This is a genomic window from Methylobacterium sp. 10 (assembly GCF_000519085.1).
Lineage (GTDB): Bacteria > Pseudomonadota > Alphaproteobacteria > Rhizobiales > Beijerinckiaceae > Methylobacterium.
Genome location: NZ_KI912577.1, coordinates 2,066,492 through 2,083,665 on the forward strand (window position 1 = coordinate 2,066,492; position 17,174 = coordinate 2,083,665).

The window sequence follows — 17,174 nt, forward strand, 5'->3', positions numbered from 1 at the left end:
GAAAAAGCCGCTACTTGGCTTCTGCGAACTTCGAACCGTCGTCGAGGCGGGCGAACTTGGTCTTCCCCTCGGCGAGCCAGGCGGCATAGGCCTCGTCGCTCACGACCTGCACGGTGATGGGCATGTAGGCGTGGCGGGCGCCGCAGAGCTCCGAGCACTGGCCGTGATAGGTGCCCTCGCGCTCGGCCTTGAACCAGAACTGGTTCAGGCGGCCGGGGATCGCGTCGATCTTGAAGCCGAAGGACGGCATCGCCCAGGAATGCAGCACGTCGGCGGCGGTCACCTGGATCTTCACGATCTTGTTGACCGGGACGACCATGTCGTTGTCCGTGCCGAGGAGCTTGGGCTGCTTCTCCTCGTCGATGTTGGCGTCGAAGGTGAAGCCGCCGCCGTTCTCGACGGCCGGGTACTCGTAGGACCAGTACCAGGCATGGCCGATCACCTTGATGATGACGTCGGCCTTCGGGTCCGAGAGCTGGGTGCGCAGCAGTCGGAACGAGGGAATGGCGACCGCCACCAGGATCAGCACCGGGACGATAGTCCAGGCGATTTCGATCATGGTATTGTGGGTGGTCTTGGACGGGACCGGGTTCGCCTTCGCGTTGAACTTGAAGATGCAGTAGACGATCAGGCCCAGCACGAAGGCCGAAATGCCGAAAGAAAGCCAGTGCATCCCCTGCTCGAACGTATGGATGTCCCGTGCGTTCTCGGTGACGGCGACCTGACGGTCCATCTGCCACGGCTCGGGCTGACCGATGCCGGCCGCCAGAGCGGCTGTGGAAACGAGGGTGGTGCCGAGCGCAGCAAGAGCGCCCGCAGCAAGTCCCCATGATGACCGGTGTTGCGCCTGCGTGGTCCGCATGTGCCTCTCGTGGCTCCCCATTGGTATCGTTCTACGTCGTCCCGCTGCGTCTTGCGACTTTTGACGTCGCGCGCAAGTCCTTGCTCAACGGGAAAGGCAAGCCTCGATCGCGAAATCCGGGCCGGCATTGCCGGTGTCAGACCACATGGAGGTCGGCGGCGCAACCGCAACAGCGTCGCATGGATGTGGCTTTCCCCGTAGTGCAGGCTCAGGCGAGCTCGAATGACCGGCGGGGTTCAATGCGATTTTGCTCGGCGGCAAACTTAAATTTATCTTACCGCCGTCTTCGAAGCCGAACCCCTCGCCAGTATAGCGCCATTCCCGCTATGGAGAGGGGCGGGCTCTACGCGAGACACGCGGGCGTCCACTCCGGAAAGCGAAGTCGGGCCGGAAAGCGAAGTCGGGAATGAATACGATAAGGTCGCTGCGGTGATCGAGCGTCTCGAATTCCTCCTTGCCCTGGCCCGCGAGCGGCATTTCGGCCGGGCGGCGCAATTCTGCAACGTATCTCAACAAACCCTCTCCGCCGGAGTGAAGCAGCTCGAAGAGCGGCTCGGCGTCCTGCTGGTGGAGCGCGGATCGCGCTTCCAGGGGTTCACACCCGAAGGCGAACGCGTCCTCGATTGGGCCCGTCGGATCGTCGGCGACGCGCGCGCCATGCGGGAGGAGGTTGCCAGCTTGCGCCGGGGGCTGTCGGGCACCCTGCGGCTCGCCGCGGTTCCCACCGCGACGCCCATCGTCGCCTCGTTGACCACGCCCTTCCGCGCCCGCCACCCCGACGTGCGGTTCTCCGTCCACTCGACGACCTCCGGCGAGATCGGCCGGCTGATCGCCGATCACGAGATCGATGCCGGAATCACCTATCTCGAGAACGAGCCCCTCGGGAAAGTCATCGCCGTGCCGCTCTACCGCGAGCGCTACCGCCTGCTCACCGCCATCGACGGCGTCTACGGCAAGAGGGATTCGGTCAGCTGGGAGGAAGTCGGTCGCCTGCCCCTGTGCCTGCTCACGCCGGACATGCAGAACCGCCGCATCATCGACGGGCACTTGCACAATGCCGGACGGGACGCCGCACCGCTGCTCCAGTCGAACTCGATGATCGTGCTGCTCACCCATGTCCGCACGGCGAAATGGGCGAGCGTGATGCCCGCGGTCCTCGCCGACAGCTTCCGCCTGAGTGAGCGTGTCCGCTCCGTCCCGATCGGGGAGCCCGACGTGAGCCACATGATCGGGCTCGTGGTGCCCGAACGGGACCCCATGACGCCTCTCTGTGCCGCTCTCATCGTCGAGGCTCAGGCGATCGCCCCGACTGTCGCCGACGACATAGCCTCGCTTTGAAGCGCCCACTCGGAAACTGGCGTTGCACCAAATCCGAAGTTCGGCCTCCTCCAAGGCTTGGCCGTCACGCTATGTTTTTGCATCGCACAATAGAATTATAACAAAAAAGCATTGTCGACCGACCGAACCGCGCGATTGATTCACGGTCGGAGATATACCACCTTGGAACGACAACAAGTTCACTGGGTAGGAACAATGCTGCAGCACGAGCCCTGGAGCGCGCAGCGTGCGGCCGGCATCATCGCCGACCATACGCATCTCGAAGGCGCCACGCTTCCCATTCTCCACGCCTTGCAGGAGACCTTCGGCTACGTGGACGAGGGCGCGGTGCCGTTGATCGCCGATGCGTTGAACCTGTCCCGCGCCGAGGTCCACGGCTGCATTACCTTCTATCACGACTTCCGCCGCGCCCCGTCCGGCCGGCACCAGGTGAAGCTGTGCCGAGCCGAGGCCTGCCAGGCCATGGGCTCGGACGCACTCCACGCCGACATCCTCGCCCGCCTCGGGATCGATTGGCACGGGACGACGCCGGACGGTCAGATCACCGTCGAGCCGGTCTACTGCCTCGGCCTTTGCGCCAACGGTCCGGGCGCCCTGGTCGATGACGAGCCGCTGGCACGCCTCACCGCCGATTCCCTGGAATCGGCCCTCACGGAGATGAAGTCGTGAGCATCACTATCTATGTCCCGCGCGACGCCGTCGCCCTCGGTCTAGGCGCCAACCGCGTCGCCCGCGCGATTTTCGCCGGTGCCGAGCGCCGAGGCCTCGACGTCACCATCGTCCGCACGGGTTCGCGCGGGATGCTGTGGCTGGAGCCCATGGTCGAGGTCGCGACCCCGGAGGGCCGCATCGCCTACGGTCCCGTCACTCCCGGCGATGTCGACAGCCTTCTGGACGCCGGCCTCGTGGACGGCGGCGAGCATGCCCTTCGCCTCGGCAAGCCGGAGGAGATGCCCTATCTCGCCCGGCAGCAGCGCCTGACCTTCCATCGCTGCGGCGTGGTCGATCCCGTCTCCGTGGAGGATTACCGCGCGCATGGCGGCTACAACGGGCTCGACGCTGCGTTGAAACTCGATGCCGCCGGCATCGTGGCGCAGGTGCGCGATTCCGGCCTGCGCGGTCGCGGCGGCGCCGGCTTCCCCGCCGGCATCAAGTGGAACACGGTGATGCTCGCCCAGTCCGAGCAGAAATACGTGGTCTGCAACGCCGATGAGGGCGATTCCGGCACCTTCGCCGACCGGATGATGATGGAGGGCGACCCCTTCAACCTCATCGAGGGCATGACCATCGCGGGCATCGCGACGGGCGCCACGCGGGGCTACATCTACCTGCGCTCGGAATATCCCCAGGCCTTCGCGACGCTGAAGGAAGCGATCGTCAACGCCAATGCCGCCGGTTATCTCGGCGCCAACGTGGCCGGCTCGGGCAAGGCCTTCCATCTCGAGGTCCGCTTGGGCGCGGGCGCCTATATCTGCGGCGAGGAGACCTCGCTGCTGGAGAGCCTGGAGGGCCGTCGCGGCATCGTCCGTGCCAAGCCCCCGATCCCGGCGCTGAAGGGCTTCCTCGGCCAGCCGACCCTGGTCAACAACGTGATGACCTTCACCGCCGTGCCCTACATCCTGGAGCACGGCGCCAAGGCCTATGCCGACTACGGCATGGGTCGTTCGCTCGGCACGCTGGCGATCCAGCTCGCCGGCAACATCAAGCATGGCGGCCTCATTGAGTTCGCCTTCGGCATCACCCTGCGCGAGATCATCGAGGATTTCGGCGGCGGCACCCAGAGCGGCCGTCCCGTCCGCGCCGTGCAGGTCGGCGGCCCGCTCGGTGCCTATTTCCCTGACCATCTCCTCGATACGCCCCTCGATTACGAGGCGATGGCGGCCAAGAAGGGCCTCGTCGGCCATGGCGGCATCGTGGTGTTCGACGACACCGTGGACATGGCAAAGCAAGCCCGCTTCGCCTTCGAGTTCTGCGCGGTGGAATCCTGCGGCAAGTGCACCCCCTGCCGCATCGGCGCGACCCGCGGCGTCGAGACCATGGACAAGGTCATCGCCGGTATCCGTCCCACCGAGAATCTCGCCGTCGTGGCCGACCTTTGCGACGTCATGACCGATGGGTCGCTCTGCGCCATGGGCGGGCTCACACCGATGCCCGTCATGAGCGCGATCACCCATTTCCCCGAGGATTTCCAGCAGCGCGGACCGATGTCCGTGGCCGCTGAATAAGGAGGCGCGACCCATGGCCCTCATCAAAGAGATCGATTACGGCACCCCGATCCGGGTGAACGAGCAGACCGTCACCCTCACTATCGACGGCATGAGCGTCACCGTTCCCGCCGGCACGTCGGTGATGGCGGCGGCAATGCATGCCGGCACGCAGATCCCCAAGCTCTGCGCCACCGATTCGCTGGAAGCCTTCGGCTCCTGCCGCCTCTGCCTCGTGGAGATCGAGGGGCGGCGCGGTACTCCGGCCTCCTGCACCACGCCCGCCGAGAACGGCATGGTGGTCTCGACCCAGACGGACAAGCTCGCCAAGCTCCGCAAGGGCGTGATGGAGCTCTACATCTCCGACCACCCCCTCGACTGCCTGACCTGTGCCGCCAACGGCGATTGCGAGTTGCAGGACATGGCCGGCGCGGTCGGCCTGCGCGACGTGCGCTACGGCTATGACGGCGCCAACCACGTCAAGCCGTCCTCGGACCAGTACCTGGCCAAGGACACGTCCAACCCGTACTTCACCTACGACCCGTCGAAGTGCATCGTCTGTAACCGCTGCGTCCGCGCCTGCGAGGAGACGCAAGGCACCTTCGCTCTGACGATCTCCGGCCGTGGTTTCGACAGCCGCGTCGCAGCCGGCCCCACCGACTTCTTCAACTCCGAATGCGTGTCCTGCGGCGCCTGCGTCCAGGCCTGCCCCACGGCGACGTTGCAGGAGAAGTCGATCATCGAGCACGGTCAACCGGACCATTCCGAGGTCACCACCTGCGCCTATTGCGGTGTCGGCTGCTCGTTCAAGGCCGAGATGCAGGGCACCCGAATCGTCCGCATGGTCCCCTACAAGGACGGCAAGGCCAACGAGGGCCATAGCTGCGTCAAGGGCCGCTTCGCCTACGGCTACGCCACGCACAAGGACCGCATCACCAAGCCCATGATCCGCGACAAGATCACGGACCCTTGGCAGGAAGTGTCGTGGGAGGTCGCGATCGACCGTGCGGCGTCCGAGTTCAAGCGCATCCAGGCCAAGTACGGCAAGGATTCGGTGGGCGGCATCACCTCGTCGCGGTGCACGAACGAGGAAGCCTACCTCGTCCAGAAGCTCGTGCGTGCCGCTTTCGGCAACAACAACGTCGATACCTGCGCCCGCGTCTGCCATTCACCCACGGGCTACGGCCTGATGTCGACGCTCGGCACCTCGGCCGGCACGCAGGACTTCGCCTCGGTGGCGCATTCCGACGTGATCCTCGTCATCGGCGCGAATCCGACGGACGGTCACCCGGTCTTCGGCTCGCGCATGAAGAAGCGTCTGCGTGAAGGCGCCAAGCTCATCGTCGCCGATCCCCGCAGGATCGACCTCGTGAAGTCGCCCCATATCGAGGCCGATTACCACCTGCCGCTGAAGCCCGGCTCCAACGTCGCCTTCATCAACGCGATGGCTCACGTCATCGTCACGGAAGGGCTCATCGACGAGGCCTATGTCCGTGAGCGCTGCGATCTCGGCGACTTCGAATCCTGGGCTCGGTTCATCGCCGAGGAGCGTCATTCGCCGGAGGCCCAGGCCGAAAAGATCGGCGTGAACCCCGAGGACATCCGAGGCGCCGCCCGCCTCTATGCTACCGGCGGAGCAGCCGGCATCTATTACGGTCTCGGCGTCACCGAGCACAGCCAGGGTTCGACCATGGTCATGGGCATGGCCAACATCGCCATGGCCACCGGTAACATCGGCATGCTGGGTGCCGGCGTGAACCCGCTGCGCGGCCAGAACAACGTCCAGGGCTCCTGTGACATGGGCTCGTTCCCGCACGAGCTGCCGGGCTACCGCCACGTTTCGGACGATGCCACCCGCGAGACCTTCGAATCCCTGTGGGGCGTCCAGCTCGACAAGGATCCGGGCCTGCGCATCACCAACATGCTCGACGAAGCCGTCGATGGCGCCTTCAAGGGCATGTACATCCAGGGCGAGGACATCGCCCAGTCCGATCCGGATACGCACCACGTCACCGCCGGCCTGATGGCGATGGAGTGCATCGTCGTCCAGGACATCTTCCTGAACGAGACGGCCAAGTACGCCCACGTCTTCCTGCCGGGCGCGTCGTTCCTCGAGAAGGACGGCACCTTCACCAACGCCGAGCGGCGCATCAGCCGCGTGCGCAAGGTGATGCCGCCCCTGGCCGGCTACGGTGATTGGGAGGGCACGATCCTGCTCTCCAACGCGCTCGGCTACCCGATGAACTACTCGCATCCCAGCGAGATCATGGACGAGATCGCCTCGCTCACCCCGAGCTTCAAGGGCGTCAGCTTCGCCAAGATCGACGAGCTCGGCTCGATCCAGTGGCCGTGCAACGACGCCGCTCCCAACGGTACGCCGATGATGCACGTGGACCGGTTCGTGCGTGGCCTCGGCAAGTTCATGATCACCGAATACGTGGCCACCGAGGAGCGCACCGGCCCGCGCTTCCCGCTCATCCTCACCACCGGCCGCATCCTGTCGCAGTACAATGTCGGCGCGCAGACCCGTCGCACGGAGAACTCGCGCTGGCACGAGGAGGACGTGCTGGAGATCCACCCGTTCGACGCGGAGGTGCGCGGCATCGTCCATGGCGATCTGGTGGCCCTGGAGAGCCGTTCCGGCGACATCGCCCTCAAGGCGATCGTCTCCGAGCGGATGCAGCCGGGCGTGGTCTACACCACCTTCCACCACGCCAAGACGGGTGCCAACGTCATCACCACCGACTTCTCGGACTGGGCCACGAACTGCCCCGAGTATAAGGTGACGGCGGTGCAGGTGCGGCGGACCAACCGGCCGTCGGACTGGCAGGCGAAGTTCTTCGAGGAAGACTTCTCGCTCACCAGGATTGCGACTCAACTGAATGCTGCCGAGTAAACGAGACGACTTCGAGATCGCTCGACACGATGCGTCGGCTCCCACGAGCCGGCGCGTCACCACCCTGGTCGTGGCCTATGAGGATCCGACGCCCCGTGACGGCGACCGGGACCTCGCCGTCGAGATGCCGGTCAACCTGGTCTATGGCAGCGTACCCTACGCCGTCATGATGACGACACCGTCCGACCTCGTCGACTTCGCCTACGGTTTCAGTCTGACCGAGGGCATCGTCGAAGCCGCCGACGAGATCAGGTCGGTGGAGGTCGAGGACGGCGAGGGTGGCCTTCGCCTGGTGGTCGATCTCGCTCCGGGGAGATTGCGCGAGCACCTTGCCCGGAAACGCGCCATCTCCGGGCGTACCGGATGCGGTGTCTGCGGCATCGACGATCTCGCCTCCCTGCCCAGGGCCGAGCCGCGTGTGCACGAGGCGGCTCAGGTGGAGATCGGGTCGATCCAGCGGGCTCTGCTCGCTCTTGGCGACGCGCAGGTGCTGAACCATGCCACCCGCGCGGTTCACGCGGCGGCATGGGCGGATCTCGGAGGCAACCTTCTCGCCGTGCGCGAGGATGTCGGTCGCCATAACGGGCTCGACAAGCTGATCGGCGCGTTGATGCGGGAGCGGACCGACCCGCGCGGCGGGTTCGTCGTCATCACCAGCCGCTGCTCGTTCGAGATGGTCGAGAAGACCGCGACCTTCGGTGCTGCGGTCCTCGTGGCGATCTCGGCTCCGACGTCGCTGGCCATCGACCGGGCGCGCCTGCACGACATCACGCTCTGCGCCATCGCCCGGTCGGACACCCTCACGGTCTTCACCGGCCGCGAACGCCTTCTCCTTGCCGCCGAGCGCTAGAGGCGCACCCGGCTCCCTTTCACCCGTCGACCAGAGCCAGTCTCATGAGCGCCCTGACCACCAACGACAAGCTCGTCCGCATGGCGAACCAGATCTCAGGCTTCTTCCGATCCTATCCGGATGAGGAGGCGGTCGCCGGCATCCACAAGCACATCGTGGCGTTCTGGACGCCGAAGATGCGCCGCGCCCTCGAAGCGCATGGCCCCACCGAGGGAAGCGGTCTCGATCCGCTGGCGTTAAAGGCGATCACGACATCGCCGAACCAGAGCGACAGCCCCGTCCGGGAGGCCACCAACGACCCGCACCTTCAGGGTGCCGGCGCCAGCGACGCCGGCTGACCGGCGCTTTCGTGTCCGAATGAGAGAAAGGCGCCGAGCCTGTCGTCGCTCGACTCCTTCGGTAGTCCCTTATCCGTGGAGCGAAGGCCTATTCCGCCGGGCGGTCGCCCGCCTGATCCTTGTCCGTCGCTCCGGGAACCACGGTCGCGCCGCCGATGACCCGAACGGTCTTCTTGTCCGCCGGGGGATCGCTCCAGGCCTGAGCCTTGCCGGGCGAACTCTGAGGTGCCGGCCCAGCGTCGCGACGGGGTTGATTCGCGGCGGGTGTCGGCGGTTCGACCTTCGGTTGCTCCACCGCCGCGACGGCGGGCTCGTTGGTTCGAGGCTCGGACGGTGCGTTCGCCGTGGACGGTGACGGGGCGTCCGGGGCGAGCCGCGGGGCGGCGGGCTTTGCCGGCGGGCTCAGCCTGGTGACCTTGCGGGCCGGCGGTGATTCCACCGGGCGTCTCGCCTCGCCGGTCCTGGCATCGGGATTGAGGCCCAATGGGTTGCGATCGGAGGGCTCCACGCGGGTGGTGGCATCGGGGCGCGCCGCCACGTCGAAGCGCGGTTGCCGCCCGATACCGTCTCCGTTGGGGATCCTGCCGGGAGGAACCGGGCGTTCCGCCTCGCGCATCGGCCGGCGAATCTGCTCGTCTTCCTCGGTCCAGCCATAGCCGGGGACCGGGCGGGCGACCCGCACCGGTGCGGGCGGCAACGGAGCACCAAGACGCTGACGGTCGAGGACGGCGCCGTCCCGTGCATCCACGAACAGCCGGACCCTGTCGCCATAGGGGCCGGTCGCTTCGACGATATAGGCCCGGCCGTCGAATCGCGGCCGCGTCACCTCGGTGAAGCCACGGTCGTTGAGGCGCCAGACCACGGCGCGTGGGGGAAGGACCAGATCCGGCTCGTAGCCGTACTGTGCCTGGGCGGCGCCCGTCCCGAGGGCCGACAGGGTGATGAATCCCGCCAGCATGGTCAGGCTGATCGTATGGGAGCGCACAGGCGCCCTGCGGCTCGATTCCATGGTGCCTCGTCTCGATAGTGGGTCGTCGTTCCGTAGCCCACTGTTGGCGCGGGTCTACGGCATTCTCCGTGCGGTCCATCACCCCGCATGCCGCTTGTGCTTGGCAAGTCCTGTAGACTGCTCGAATGGGGCGGGAATGCGAGTGAAGCGCGGCAAGTCGCGGGCGATCGCTTTTCGCGGGATCCGGGACGCCCAAGCCGGTCGCAACGCCGCACGGCGTATCAAACCTGCCCATGGGGCGTGCGAGCCTCTTGCTGGAGCGTTTAAAATCTGTCACCTTCCGTAATTAGGACAGTACGGCTGTCCCATTTTCGGCAGGGCGCCCCGGCGGCGAGTGATTTCCGGGGACGAGGTGCCTTCGAGGAACGTGGAAGGTCTGGAGCGGGTGTCGAATCTCACGAAAAAACGAGATTCCAAGCCGGTCGCCATCGCGGCGATCCGGGCCCGCACGGCTTGAATTCAAGCCGGCGCTGAGCCCGCGGAGAGCGGGCGCTTCCTCACCGAAGACCCTGCCTGAATCCGACCGCGTCGAGGACGGAGCCTGAGTGCCGGATGGCATTTGGGCATGAAACATGCTCGCATGCGGGCACGGACGAACGAGGCTGAGGGGTTATGAACATGGCCGCATCTGAGGTTGCCGGGGTCGTCCAGAACCCGATCCCCGCCACGCGGGACGGCGTCGCGCCGCTCATCGTCCGCGATCACGCTCTCCCGCCCAAGCAGGGTCTCTACGATCCCGCCCGCGAGGGCGATGCCTGCGGCGTCGGCTTCGTCGCGGACATGCACGACCGGCGCACCCACGCCATCGTCGCGCAGGGCCTCCTCATCCTCGAGAACATCGATCATCGTGGCGCCGTGGGCGCAGATCCGAAGATGGGCGACGGCTGCGGCATCCTCACTCACATCCCGCATTTCCTCCTGAAGGAAGAATGCGAGGGCCTCGGCATCGCTTTGCCTGAGCCCGGCTATTACGGCGTCGGACAGTTCTTCCTGCCCAAGGACGAGGAAGGCCGCCGCATCGTCGAGGAGATCGTCGAGAAGGCTCTGCACGACGAAGGGCTTCCCTTCCTCGGATGGCGCGACGTGCCGGTGGATTCGAGCGACCTCGGCGTGCGCGTCAAGGAGACGGAGCCGCACCACAAGCAGGTCTTCATCGGCCGTCCGGCTGCGATCTCGGACGAGGACGCGTTCGAGCGCCGCCTGTTCATCGCCCGCAAGGTGATCTCGAACAAGGTCTACGGCCTCAACGATCCGCGCGTGAAGGCCTATTACCCGGTCTCCGTCTCGACCCGGACCATCGTCTACAAGGGCATGGTCCTGGTCACGCAGCTCGGCCATTACTTCAAGGACCTGCAGGACGAGCGCTACGTCTCGGGCCTCGCCCTCGTGCACCAGCGCTTCGCCACCAACACCTTCCCCACCTGGCAGCTCTCGCATCCCTACCGGATGGTCGCCCATAATGGCGAGATCAACACCCTGCGCGGCAACGTGAACTGGATGGCGGCACGCCAGGCCAGCGTCGATTCCGATCTCTTCGGCAACGACATCTCGAAGCTCTGGCCGATCTCCTACGAGGGCCAGTCCGACACCGCCTGTTTCGACAACGCCCTCGAGTTCCTCGTGCAGGGCGGCTACTCGCTCGCTCATGCCATGATGATGCTGATCCCGGAGGCCTGGGCCGGCAATCCGCTCATGAGCGAGGAGCGCAAGGCGTTCTACGAGTATCACGCCGCGCTGATGGAGCCGTGGGACGGCCCCGCCGCCGTCTGCTTCACCGACGGCCGCCAGATCGGCGCGACCCTCGACCGCAATGGCCTGCGCCCCGCCCGCTACATCGTCACCGATGAGGGCCTCGTCGTTCTCGCCTCCGAGATGGGCGTGCTGCCGATCCCCGACGAGAGCATCGTCGAATCCTGGCGCCTGCAGCCGGGCCGCATGCTGCTCATCGACCTGCAGAAGGGCCGCATCATCTCCGACGAGGAGATCAAGAGCGAGCTCGCGGCGGCCAATCCCTACGCGCAATGGGTGAAGAACACCCAGATCGTGCTCGAGGACCTGAAGCCCGTCATCCCGCGCGCCTCGCGTTCGGACGTGTCGCTGCTCGATCGCCAACAGGCGTTCGGCTACAGCCAGGAAGACCTCAAGCTGCTGATGGCGCCCATGGCCGTCACCGGCCAGGAGGCGGTCGGCTCCATGGGGACCGACACGCCGCTCTCGGCCCTCTCTGACAAGCCCAAACCCCTCTACACCTATTTCAAGCAGAACTTCGCCCAGGTCACCAATCCGGCGATCGACCCGATCCGCGAGGAGGCCGTGATGAGCCTCGTCTCCTTCATCGGGCCGCGGCCGAACCTGCTCGACATGGAGGGCGCCTCCCGCAAGAAGCGCCTCGAGGTCCGGCAGCCGATCCTGACCAACGGCGACCTCGAGAAGATCCGCTCGATCTCGCATTTCGAGGACCGTTTCGACACCAAGACCCTCGACATGACCTTCCCGGCCGAGTCCGGCGCCGTCGCCATGGAAGGCGCGGTCGACCGGCTCTGCGACCGGGCCGAGGCGGCGGTGCGCGGCGGCTACAACATCATCATCCTGACCGACCGCGGCGTCGGCCCGGATCGCATCGCGATCCCCGCCTTGCTGGCCACGGCGGCGGTGCACAACTACCTGATCCGCAAGGGGCTTCGCACCTCGGTCGGTCTCGTGGTCGAATCCGGCGAGCCGCGCGAGGTGCATCACTTCGCCTGTCTGGCCGGCTACGGCGCCGAGGCGATCAACCCCTATCTCGCCTTCGAGACCGTGATCGCGATGAAGGCCGAGTTCCCGCCGGATCTCACCGACGACGAGATCGTCTATCGCTACATCAAGTCGATCGATAAGGGCCTGCTCAAGGTCATGTCCAAGATGGGCATCTCGACCTATCAATCCTATTGCGGCGCCCAGATCTTCGACGCGATCGGCCTGAACTCCTCCTTCGTCGCCCGCGACTTCTTCGGCACCAAGACCACCATCGAAGGTATCGGCATGGCCGAGGTCGCCGAGGAGACGGCGCGGCGCCACGCCGACGCGTTCGGCGATGCCCCGGTCTTCCGCCATGCTCTCGATGTCGGCGGAGAGTATGCCTATCGCCTGCGCGGCGAGAGCCATACCTGGACGCCGGATTCGGTTGCGACCCTGCAGCACGCGGTGCGCCTCGGCCTGCCCGAGCGCTACCGCGAGTTCGCCCGCTTGGTGAACGAGCAGGAGAACCACCTCAAGACCATCCGTGGCCTGTTCCGGATCAAGCAGGCGGCCGAGCTCGGCCGGGCCCCCGTCGACATCTCCGAGGTCGAGCCGGCGGTGGACATCGTCAAGCGGTTCGCCACGGGTGCGATGTCCTACGGCTCCATCTCGAAGGAGGCGCACGAGACGCTCGCCATCGCGGTGAACTCCTTCGGCGGCCGCTCGAATTCGGGCGAGGGCGGCGAGGAGGTCGAGCGGTTCAAGCCGATGGCCGATGGCCGTTCGCGCCGCTCGGCGATCAAGCAGGTGGCCTCCGGCCGCTTCGGCGTGACGACGGAATATCTCGTCAATGCCGACATGATGCAGATCAAGGTCTCGCAGGGCGCCAAGCCCGGCGAGGGCGGCCAGCTGCCCGGCCACAAGGTCGACGCCAAGATCGCCAAGGTCCGCTACGCCACCCCCGGCGTCGGCCTGATCTCGCCGCCGCCGCACCACGACATCTATTCGATCGAAGATCTCGCCCAGCTGATCTTCGACTTGAAGAACGTCAATCCGGCCGCTGACGTCTCGGTGAAGCTCGTCTCGGAAGTTGGTGTCGGCACGGTCGCCACCGGTGTCGCCAAGGCGCGCGCCGACCACATCACGATCTCGGGCTTCGACGGCGGCACCGGCGCCGCGCCGCTGACCTCGATCAAGCATGCGGGCGGTCCCTGGGAGACGGGTCTCGCCGAGACCCAGCAGACCCTGGTGCTCAGCCACCTGCGTGGCCGTGTCGTGCTCCAGGCCGATGGCGGCATCCGCACCGGTCGCGACGTTCTCGTCGCCGCCCTGCTCGGCGCCGACCAGTTCGGATTCTCCACCGCGCCGCTCATCGCGGCCGGCTGCATCATGATGCGCAAGTGCCACCTGAACACCTGCCCGGTGGGCGTGGCGACGCAGGACCCCGTCCTGCGCAAGCGCTTCAAGGGTACGCCCGAGCACGTGGTCAACTACTTCTTCTTCGTGGCGGAGGAGTTGCGCGAGCTGATGGCGACGATGGGCTACACCAAGCTCGAGGACCTCATCGGCCGCTCCGACTTCCTCGACACGCTGGAGGTCATCAACCACTGGAAGGCGCGGGGGCTCGATTTCTCGAAGCTGTTCCATCGCCCCGATGTCGGACCCGACGTGGCCATCCGGCACACGGAGAAGCAGAAGCATCCGATCGACGCGGTGCTCGACCGTCGCCTGATCGAGGGCGCGAAGTCGGCCATCGAGACCGCCGAGCCGGTGGTGCTCAACGAGGTCATCCGGAACTCGGACCGCACGGCGGGGGCGATGCTCTCCGGCGTCGTCGCCAAGCGCTACGGCCATGAGGGCCTGCCCGACGACACCATCACCGTAAATCTCGCCGGTACCGCCGGTCAGAGCTTCGGTGCATGGCTCGCCGCCGGTATCACCGTGGTCCTCACGGGCCATGCCAACGATTACGTCGGCAAGGGGCTCTCGGGCGGCAAGCTGATCATCCGGCCGAGCGATGCGTTGCGGTCGCCCGCCGGGCGGACGATCATGGCCGGCAACACGGTGCTCTACGGGGCCATTGCGGGCGAATGCTACATCCGCGGTTCGGCCGGCGAGCGCTTCGCCGTGCGGAATTCCGGCGCCATCACGGTGGTCGAGGGTATGGGCGACCATGGCTGCGAGTACATGACCGGCGGCGTCGTGGTGTCTATCGGCGAGACCGGGCGCAACTTCGCGGCCGGCATGTCGGGCGGCATCGCCTACGTGCTCGACGCGGACGGCTCGTTTGCCGCCCGCTGCAACCTCTCAATGGTCGATCTCGAACCCATTGAGGAGGAGGATGACGTCATGCGTCGCTTCCATCAGGATGGCGACCTCGAGACCAAGGGACGCGTCGACATCCTGGCCGACATGTCCGGCCACGACGAGGAGCGCCTGAGCCAGCTCATCACCAATCACCTGAAGTACACGGGTTCCCCGCGTGCCAAGGCGATTCTGGAAGATTGGGCCGGCTACCGCACCAAGTTCGTGAAGGTGATGCCGGTCGAATACCGCCGCGCCCTGCGCGAAATGGAGATGGCGCGGATGCCGGTGGCGGCTGAGTGAGGCCGGCATGCGGATCTACGGTGATCTCGTCTCGGGCAATTGTCTGAAGGTCAAGATCGTCGCTGATTACCTTCGCCTTTCCTATCGGTGGGTGCCGATCGACATTCTGAAAGACGAAAGCCGCACACCAGACTACCTGTCCCGCTTTCCGGCGGGGCAGGTGCCGGGAGTGGAGTTCGAGGACGGCCGGTGTCTGGCCCAATCGAACGCGATCATCCGCTATCTTGCCCGCGGAAGTGCGTTGATCCCGCAGGATGCGTTCCTCGCGGCAAAAATGGACGAGTGGCTGTTCTGGGAACAGTACAGCCACGAGCCCGCCATCGCGGTCTGCCGGTTCGAAATGCGCTACCTCGGCAAGCCCAAGGAGGCGCGCGATCCGGCCCGTGTGGCACGCGGCGAGGCGGCTTTGGACGTGATGGAGCGCCATCTCGGCGGGGCCGAGTGGCTGGTTGGAGAGGAGCTGAGCGTCGCCGACGTGTCGCTCTTCGCCTATACGCAATGGGCCGATGAGGGCGGATTCGACCTCGCGGCGAGACCGTCCACAAGGGCGTGGCTCACCCGTTGCGCGAATGTTTTCGAGCGCGCCCACCGTGAGCCGAAGACGGGTTAGTCGGCGGCAACGGGCGGCACAACAGGGATGACGAGCTGAGGCGGACCGGGCCGGTCAACCGCCGCTCGACGGATCAGACAGACTCGCGAAAGACGATCACGATGGGCAAGATCACGGGTTTCCTCGAGTTCGACCGGCAGGAGCAGAAGTATCAGCTCGCAGCGGACCGCGTGCGGCACTTCCGCGAGTTCACGCTGCCCCTCGATGAGCACGACCTGAAGAAGCAGGCGGCGCGCTGCATGGATTGCGGCATCCCGTTCTGCCATGGGCCAACCGGCTGCCCCGTGCACAACCAGATCCCAGACTGGAACGAGCTCGTCTTCCAATCGGACTGGGAGGAGGCCGCGCGCAATCTCCACTCCACCAACAACTTCCCGGAATTTACCGGCCGCGTCTGCCCTGCGCCGTGCGAGGAAGCCTGTACTCTCAACCTCGAGAACCAGCCTGTTGCGATCAAGACGATCGAGCAGGCCATTGCCGACCGTGCCTGGAACAACGGCTGGGTGAAGCCGGAAATCCCTGCGACCCGCACCGGCAAGAAGGTCGCCGTCATCGGCTCGGGGCCGGCGGGCATGGCCGCGGCTCAGCAGCTCGCGCGTGTCGGCCACGATGTCCATGTCTTCGAGCGGGAGCCGAAGGCCGGCGGTCTGCTGCGCTACGGCATCCCCGACTTCAAGATGGAGAAGCGCCATATCGACCGGCGCGTGAAGCAAATGGAAGCGGAGGGCGTGACCTTCCATTACGGTGTCAATGTCGGCGTGACGAAGCCGCTCGACGAGCTCACCGCCGAGTTCGACGCGGTGCTCTTCGCTGGCGGCGCCGAAGACCCGCGCAACCCGCAGCTCCCCGGCCAGGAACTGGCCGGCGTGCATTACGCGATGCCGTTCCTCGTCCAATCGAACCGGCGGGTCGGCGCCGAGCCCATGCCGGGCAACGGCGAATTGCCGATCCTCGCCACCGCCAAGAACGTCGTCGTGATCGGCGGCGGCGATACGGCCTCTGATTGCGTCGGAACTTCCTTCCGACAGGGCGCCCTGTCGGTGACGCAGCTCGACATCCGGCCGCGCCCGCCCGAGCGCGAGGACAAGCTCTCGGTCTGGCCCTATTGGCCGACCAAGATGCGGACGTCGTCGAGCCAGGCGGAAGGTGCCGAGCGCGAGTTCCAGGCTGCCACCCTGCGGCTGGAGGGCAACAAGAAGGGCAAGCTCACCGGCGTGGTCTGCACCCGCGTCGACGAGAAGCGTCAGCCGGTTCCCGGCGGCGAATTCACCCTGCCGGCCGATCTGGTCTTCCTCGCAATCGGTTTCGCCGGCTCGCTCCGCAAGGGCCTGCTGGCAGAATCCGGCGTCGTCATGGACAAGCGCGGCAACGTCACCGCCAACGAGCTCGATTACCGGACGTCCAACGAGAAGATCTATGCCGCCGGCGACATGCGCCGTGGCCAGTCCCTCGTGGTCTGGGCGATCCGCGAAGGCCGCCAGGCGGCCCGCTCGATCGACGAGGCGCTGATGGGGTCGAGCGTCCTACCGCGCTGAAGTCAACGATCTTGGTGAGAGTTGGTCGCTGACCGTTCGAGACAATGCGTGGCCGGTATCCATCCGCCACGCCATTTTGTGTCGTCGCAGGACGAGACCCGGCGGCCGGGATCACCCTCCGTGGAGGGCTGCTATATTCGCACATTTCGCGGCCAGCGCGGGTCGTCTCTCCTTTCAGGAGAGGGAGCCCGTCGCGCCTGATGCCGA

General features: G+C 66.1%; 11 protein-coding genes. 9 read left to right on the forward strand and 2 right to left on the reverse strand.

Going from position 1 to position 17,174, the window contains the following annotated elements:
- Nucleotides 1-10 precede the first annotated feature (10 nt).
- Entirely contained in the window at nt 11-862 is an 852-nt protein-coding gene (gene coxB, locus K368_RS0109525) for a cytochrome c oxidase subunit II (RefSeq protein ID WP_027172194.1), read from the reverse strand.
- 429 nt (nt 863-1,291) lie between these two features.
- Between coxB and K368_RS0109530 the strand changes: the two genes are divergently transcribed.
- The 6 genes from K368_RS0109530 to K368_RS0109555 all read left to right on the forward strand — a co-directional run bounded on the left by K368_RS0109530 (nt 1,292) and on the right by K368_RS0109555 (nt 8,488).
- Complete coding sequence (locus K368_RS0109530) at nt 1,292-2,200, forward strand: LysR family transcriptional regulator (RefSeq protein WP_018044995.1); 909 nt, start codon at nt 1,292-1,294, stop codon at nt 2,198-2,200.
- 195 nt (nt 2,201-2,395) lie between these two features.
- On the forward strand, nt 2,396-2,869 hold the full coding sequence (locus tag K368_RS0109535; RefSeq protein ID WP_027172195.1) for a formate dehydrogenase subunit gamma: 474 nt from the start codon (nt 2,396-2,398) through the stop codon (nt 2,867-2,869).
- Nucleotides 2,866-4,425 carry a formate dehydrogenase beta subunit gene (locus K368_RS0109540; protein WP_027172196.1) on the forward strand — a complete coding sequence of 520 codons (1,560 nt, stop codon included), beginning with the start codon at nt 2,866-2,868 and terminating at the stop codon, nt 4,423-4,425. The genes K368_RS0109535 and K368_RS0109540 overlap by 4 nt, the downstream gene beginning before the upstream one ends.
- Nucleotides 4,426-4,438: 13 nt before the next feature.
- Nucleotides 4,439-7,300, forward strand: coding sequence for a formate dehydrogenase subunit alpha (fdhF, locus tag K368_RS0109545; RefSeq protein WP_027172197.1), 2,862 nt, complete (start codon nt 4,439-4,441; stop codon nt 7,298-7,300).
- Complete coding sequence (gene fdhD, locus K368_RS0109550; RefSeq protein WP_027172198.1) at nt 7,287-8,150, forward strand: formate dehydrogenase accessory sulfurtransferase FdhD; 864 nt, start codon at nt 7,287-7,289, stop codon at nt 8,148-8,150. The genes fdhF and fdhD overlap by 14 nt, the downstream gene beginning before the upstream one ends.
- Nucleotides 8,151-8,194: 44 nt before the next feature.
- Entirely contained in the window at nt 8,195-8,488 is a 294-nt protein-coding gene (locus K368_RS0109555) for a formate dehydrogenase subunit delta (RefSeq protein WP_027172199.1), read from the forward strand.
- 88 nt (nt 8,489-8,576) lie between these two features.
- On the opposite strand, the gene K368_RS0109560 is transcribed toward K368_RS0109555, so the two are convergent.
- A complete protein-coding gene (locus K368_RS0109560; RefSeq protein WP_027172200.1) occupies nt 8,577-9,497 on the reverse strand; it encodes a hypothetical protein in 921 nt (306 codons plus the stop codon).
- A gap of 612 nt (nt 9,498-10,109) precedes the next feature.
- Between K368_RS0109560 and gltB the strand changes: the two genes are divergently transcribed.
- From gltB to K368_RS0109575, 3 genes are all read left to right on the forward strand, one after another.
- The gene (gltB, locus tag K368_RS0109565; RefSeq protein ID WP_027172201.1) at nt 10,110-14,822 is read left to right on the forward strand and encodes a glutamate synthase large subunit; all 4,713 of its coding nucleotides are present in this window, start codon (nt 10,110-10,112) and stop codon (nt 14,820-14,822) included.
- Nucleotides 14,823-14,829: 7 nt separating this feature from the next.
- Nucleotides 14,830-15,432: a glutathione S-transferase family protein gene (locus tag K368_RS0109570; RefSeq protein WP_027172202.1), complete on the forward strand. Its 603-nt coding sequence runs from the start codon at nt 14,830-14,832 to the stop codon at nt 15,430-15,432.
- A gap of 101 nt (nt 15,433-15,533) precedes the next feature.
- Nucleotides 15,534-16,967, forward strand: coding sequence for a glutamate synthase subunit beta (locus K368_RS0109575; protein ID WP_027172203.1), 1,434 nt, complete (start codon nt 15,534-15,536; stop codon nt 16,965-16,967).
- The last annotated feature ends 207 nt before the right edge of the window (nt 16,968-17,174 follow it).

Bases quoted from the DNA above. Each gene is read 5' to 3' on its own strand.
- fdhF (WP_027172197.1), top strand. From the start codon at position 4,439: ATGGCCCTCATCAAAGAGATCGATTACGGCACCCCGATCCGGGTGAAC.
- coxB (WP_027172194.1), bottom strand. From the start codon at position 862: ATGCGGACCACGCAGGCGCAACACCGGTCATCATGGGGACTTGCTGCG.
- gltB (WP_027172201.1), top strand. From the start codon at position 10,110: ATGAACATGGCCGCATCTGAGGTTGCCGGGGTCGTCCAGAACCCGATC.
- K368_RS0109575 (WP_027172203.1), top strand. From the start codon at position 15,534: ATGGGCAAGATCACGGGTTTCCTCGAGTTCGACCGGCAGGAGCAGAAG.
- K368_RS0109560 (WP_027172200.1), bottom strand. From the start codon at position 9,497: ATGGAATCGAGCCGCAGGGCGCCTGTGCGCTCCCATACGATCAGCCTG.
- fdhD (WP_027172198.1), top strand. From the start codon at position 7,287: ATGCTGCCGAGTAAACGAGACGACTTCGAGATCGCTCGACACGATGCG.
- K368_RS0109555 (WP_027172199.1), top strand. From the start codon at position 8,195: ATGAGCGCCCTGACCACCAACGACAAGCTCGTCCGCATGGCGAACCAG.
- K368_RS0109535 (WP_027172195.1), top strand. From the start codon at position 2,396: ATGCTGCAGCACGAGCCCTGGAGCGCGCAGCGTGCGGCCGGCATCATC.
- K368_RS0109570 (WP_027172202.1), top strand. From the start codon at position 14,830: ATGCGGATCTACGGTGATCTCGTCTCGGGCAATTGTCTGAAGGTCAAG.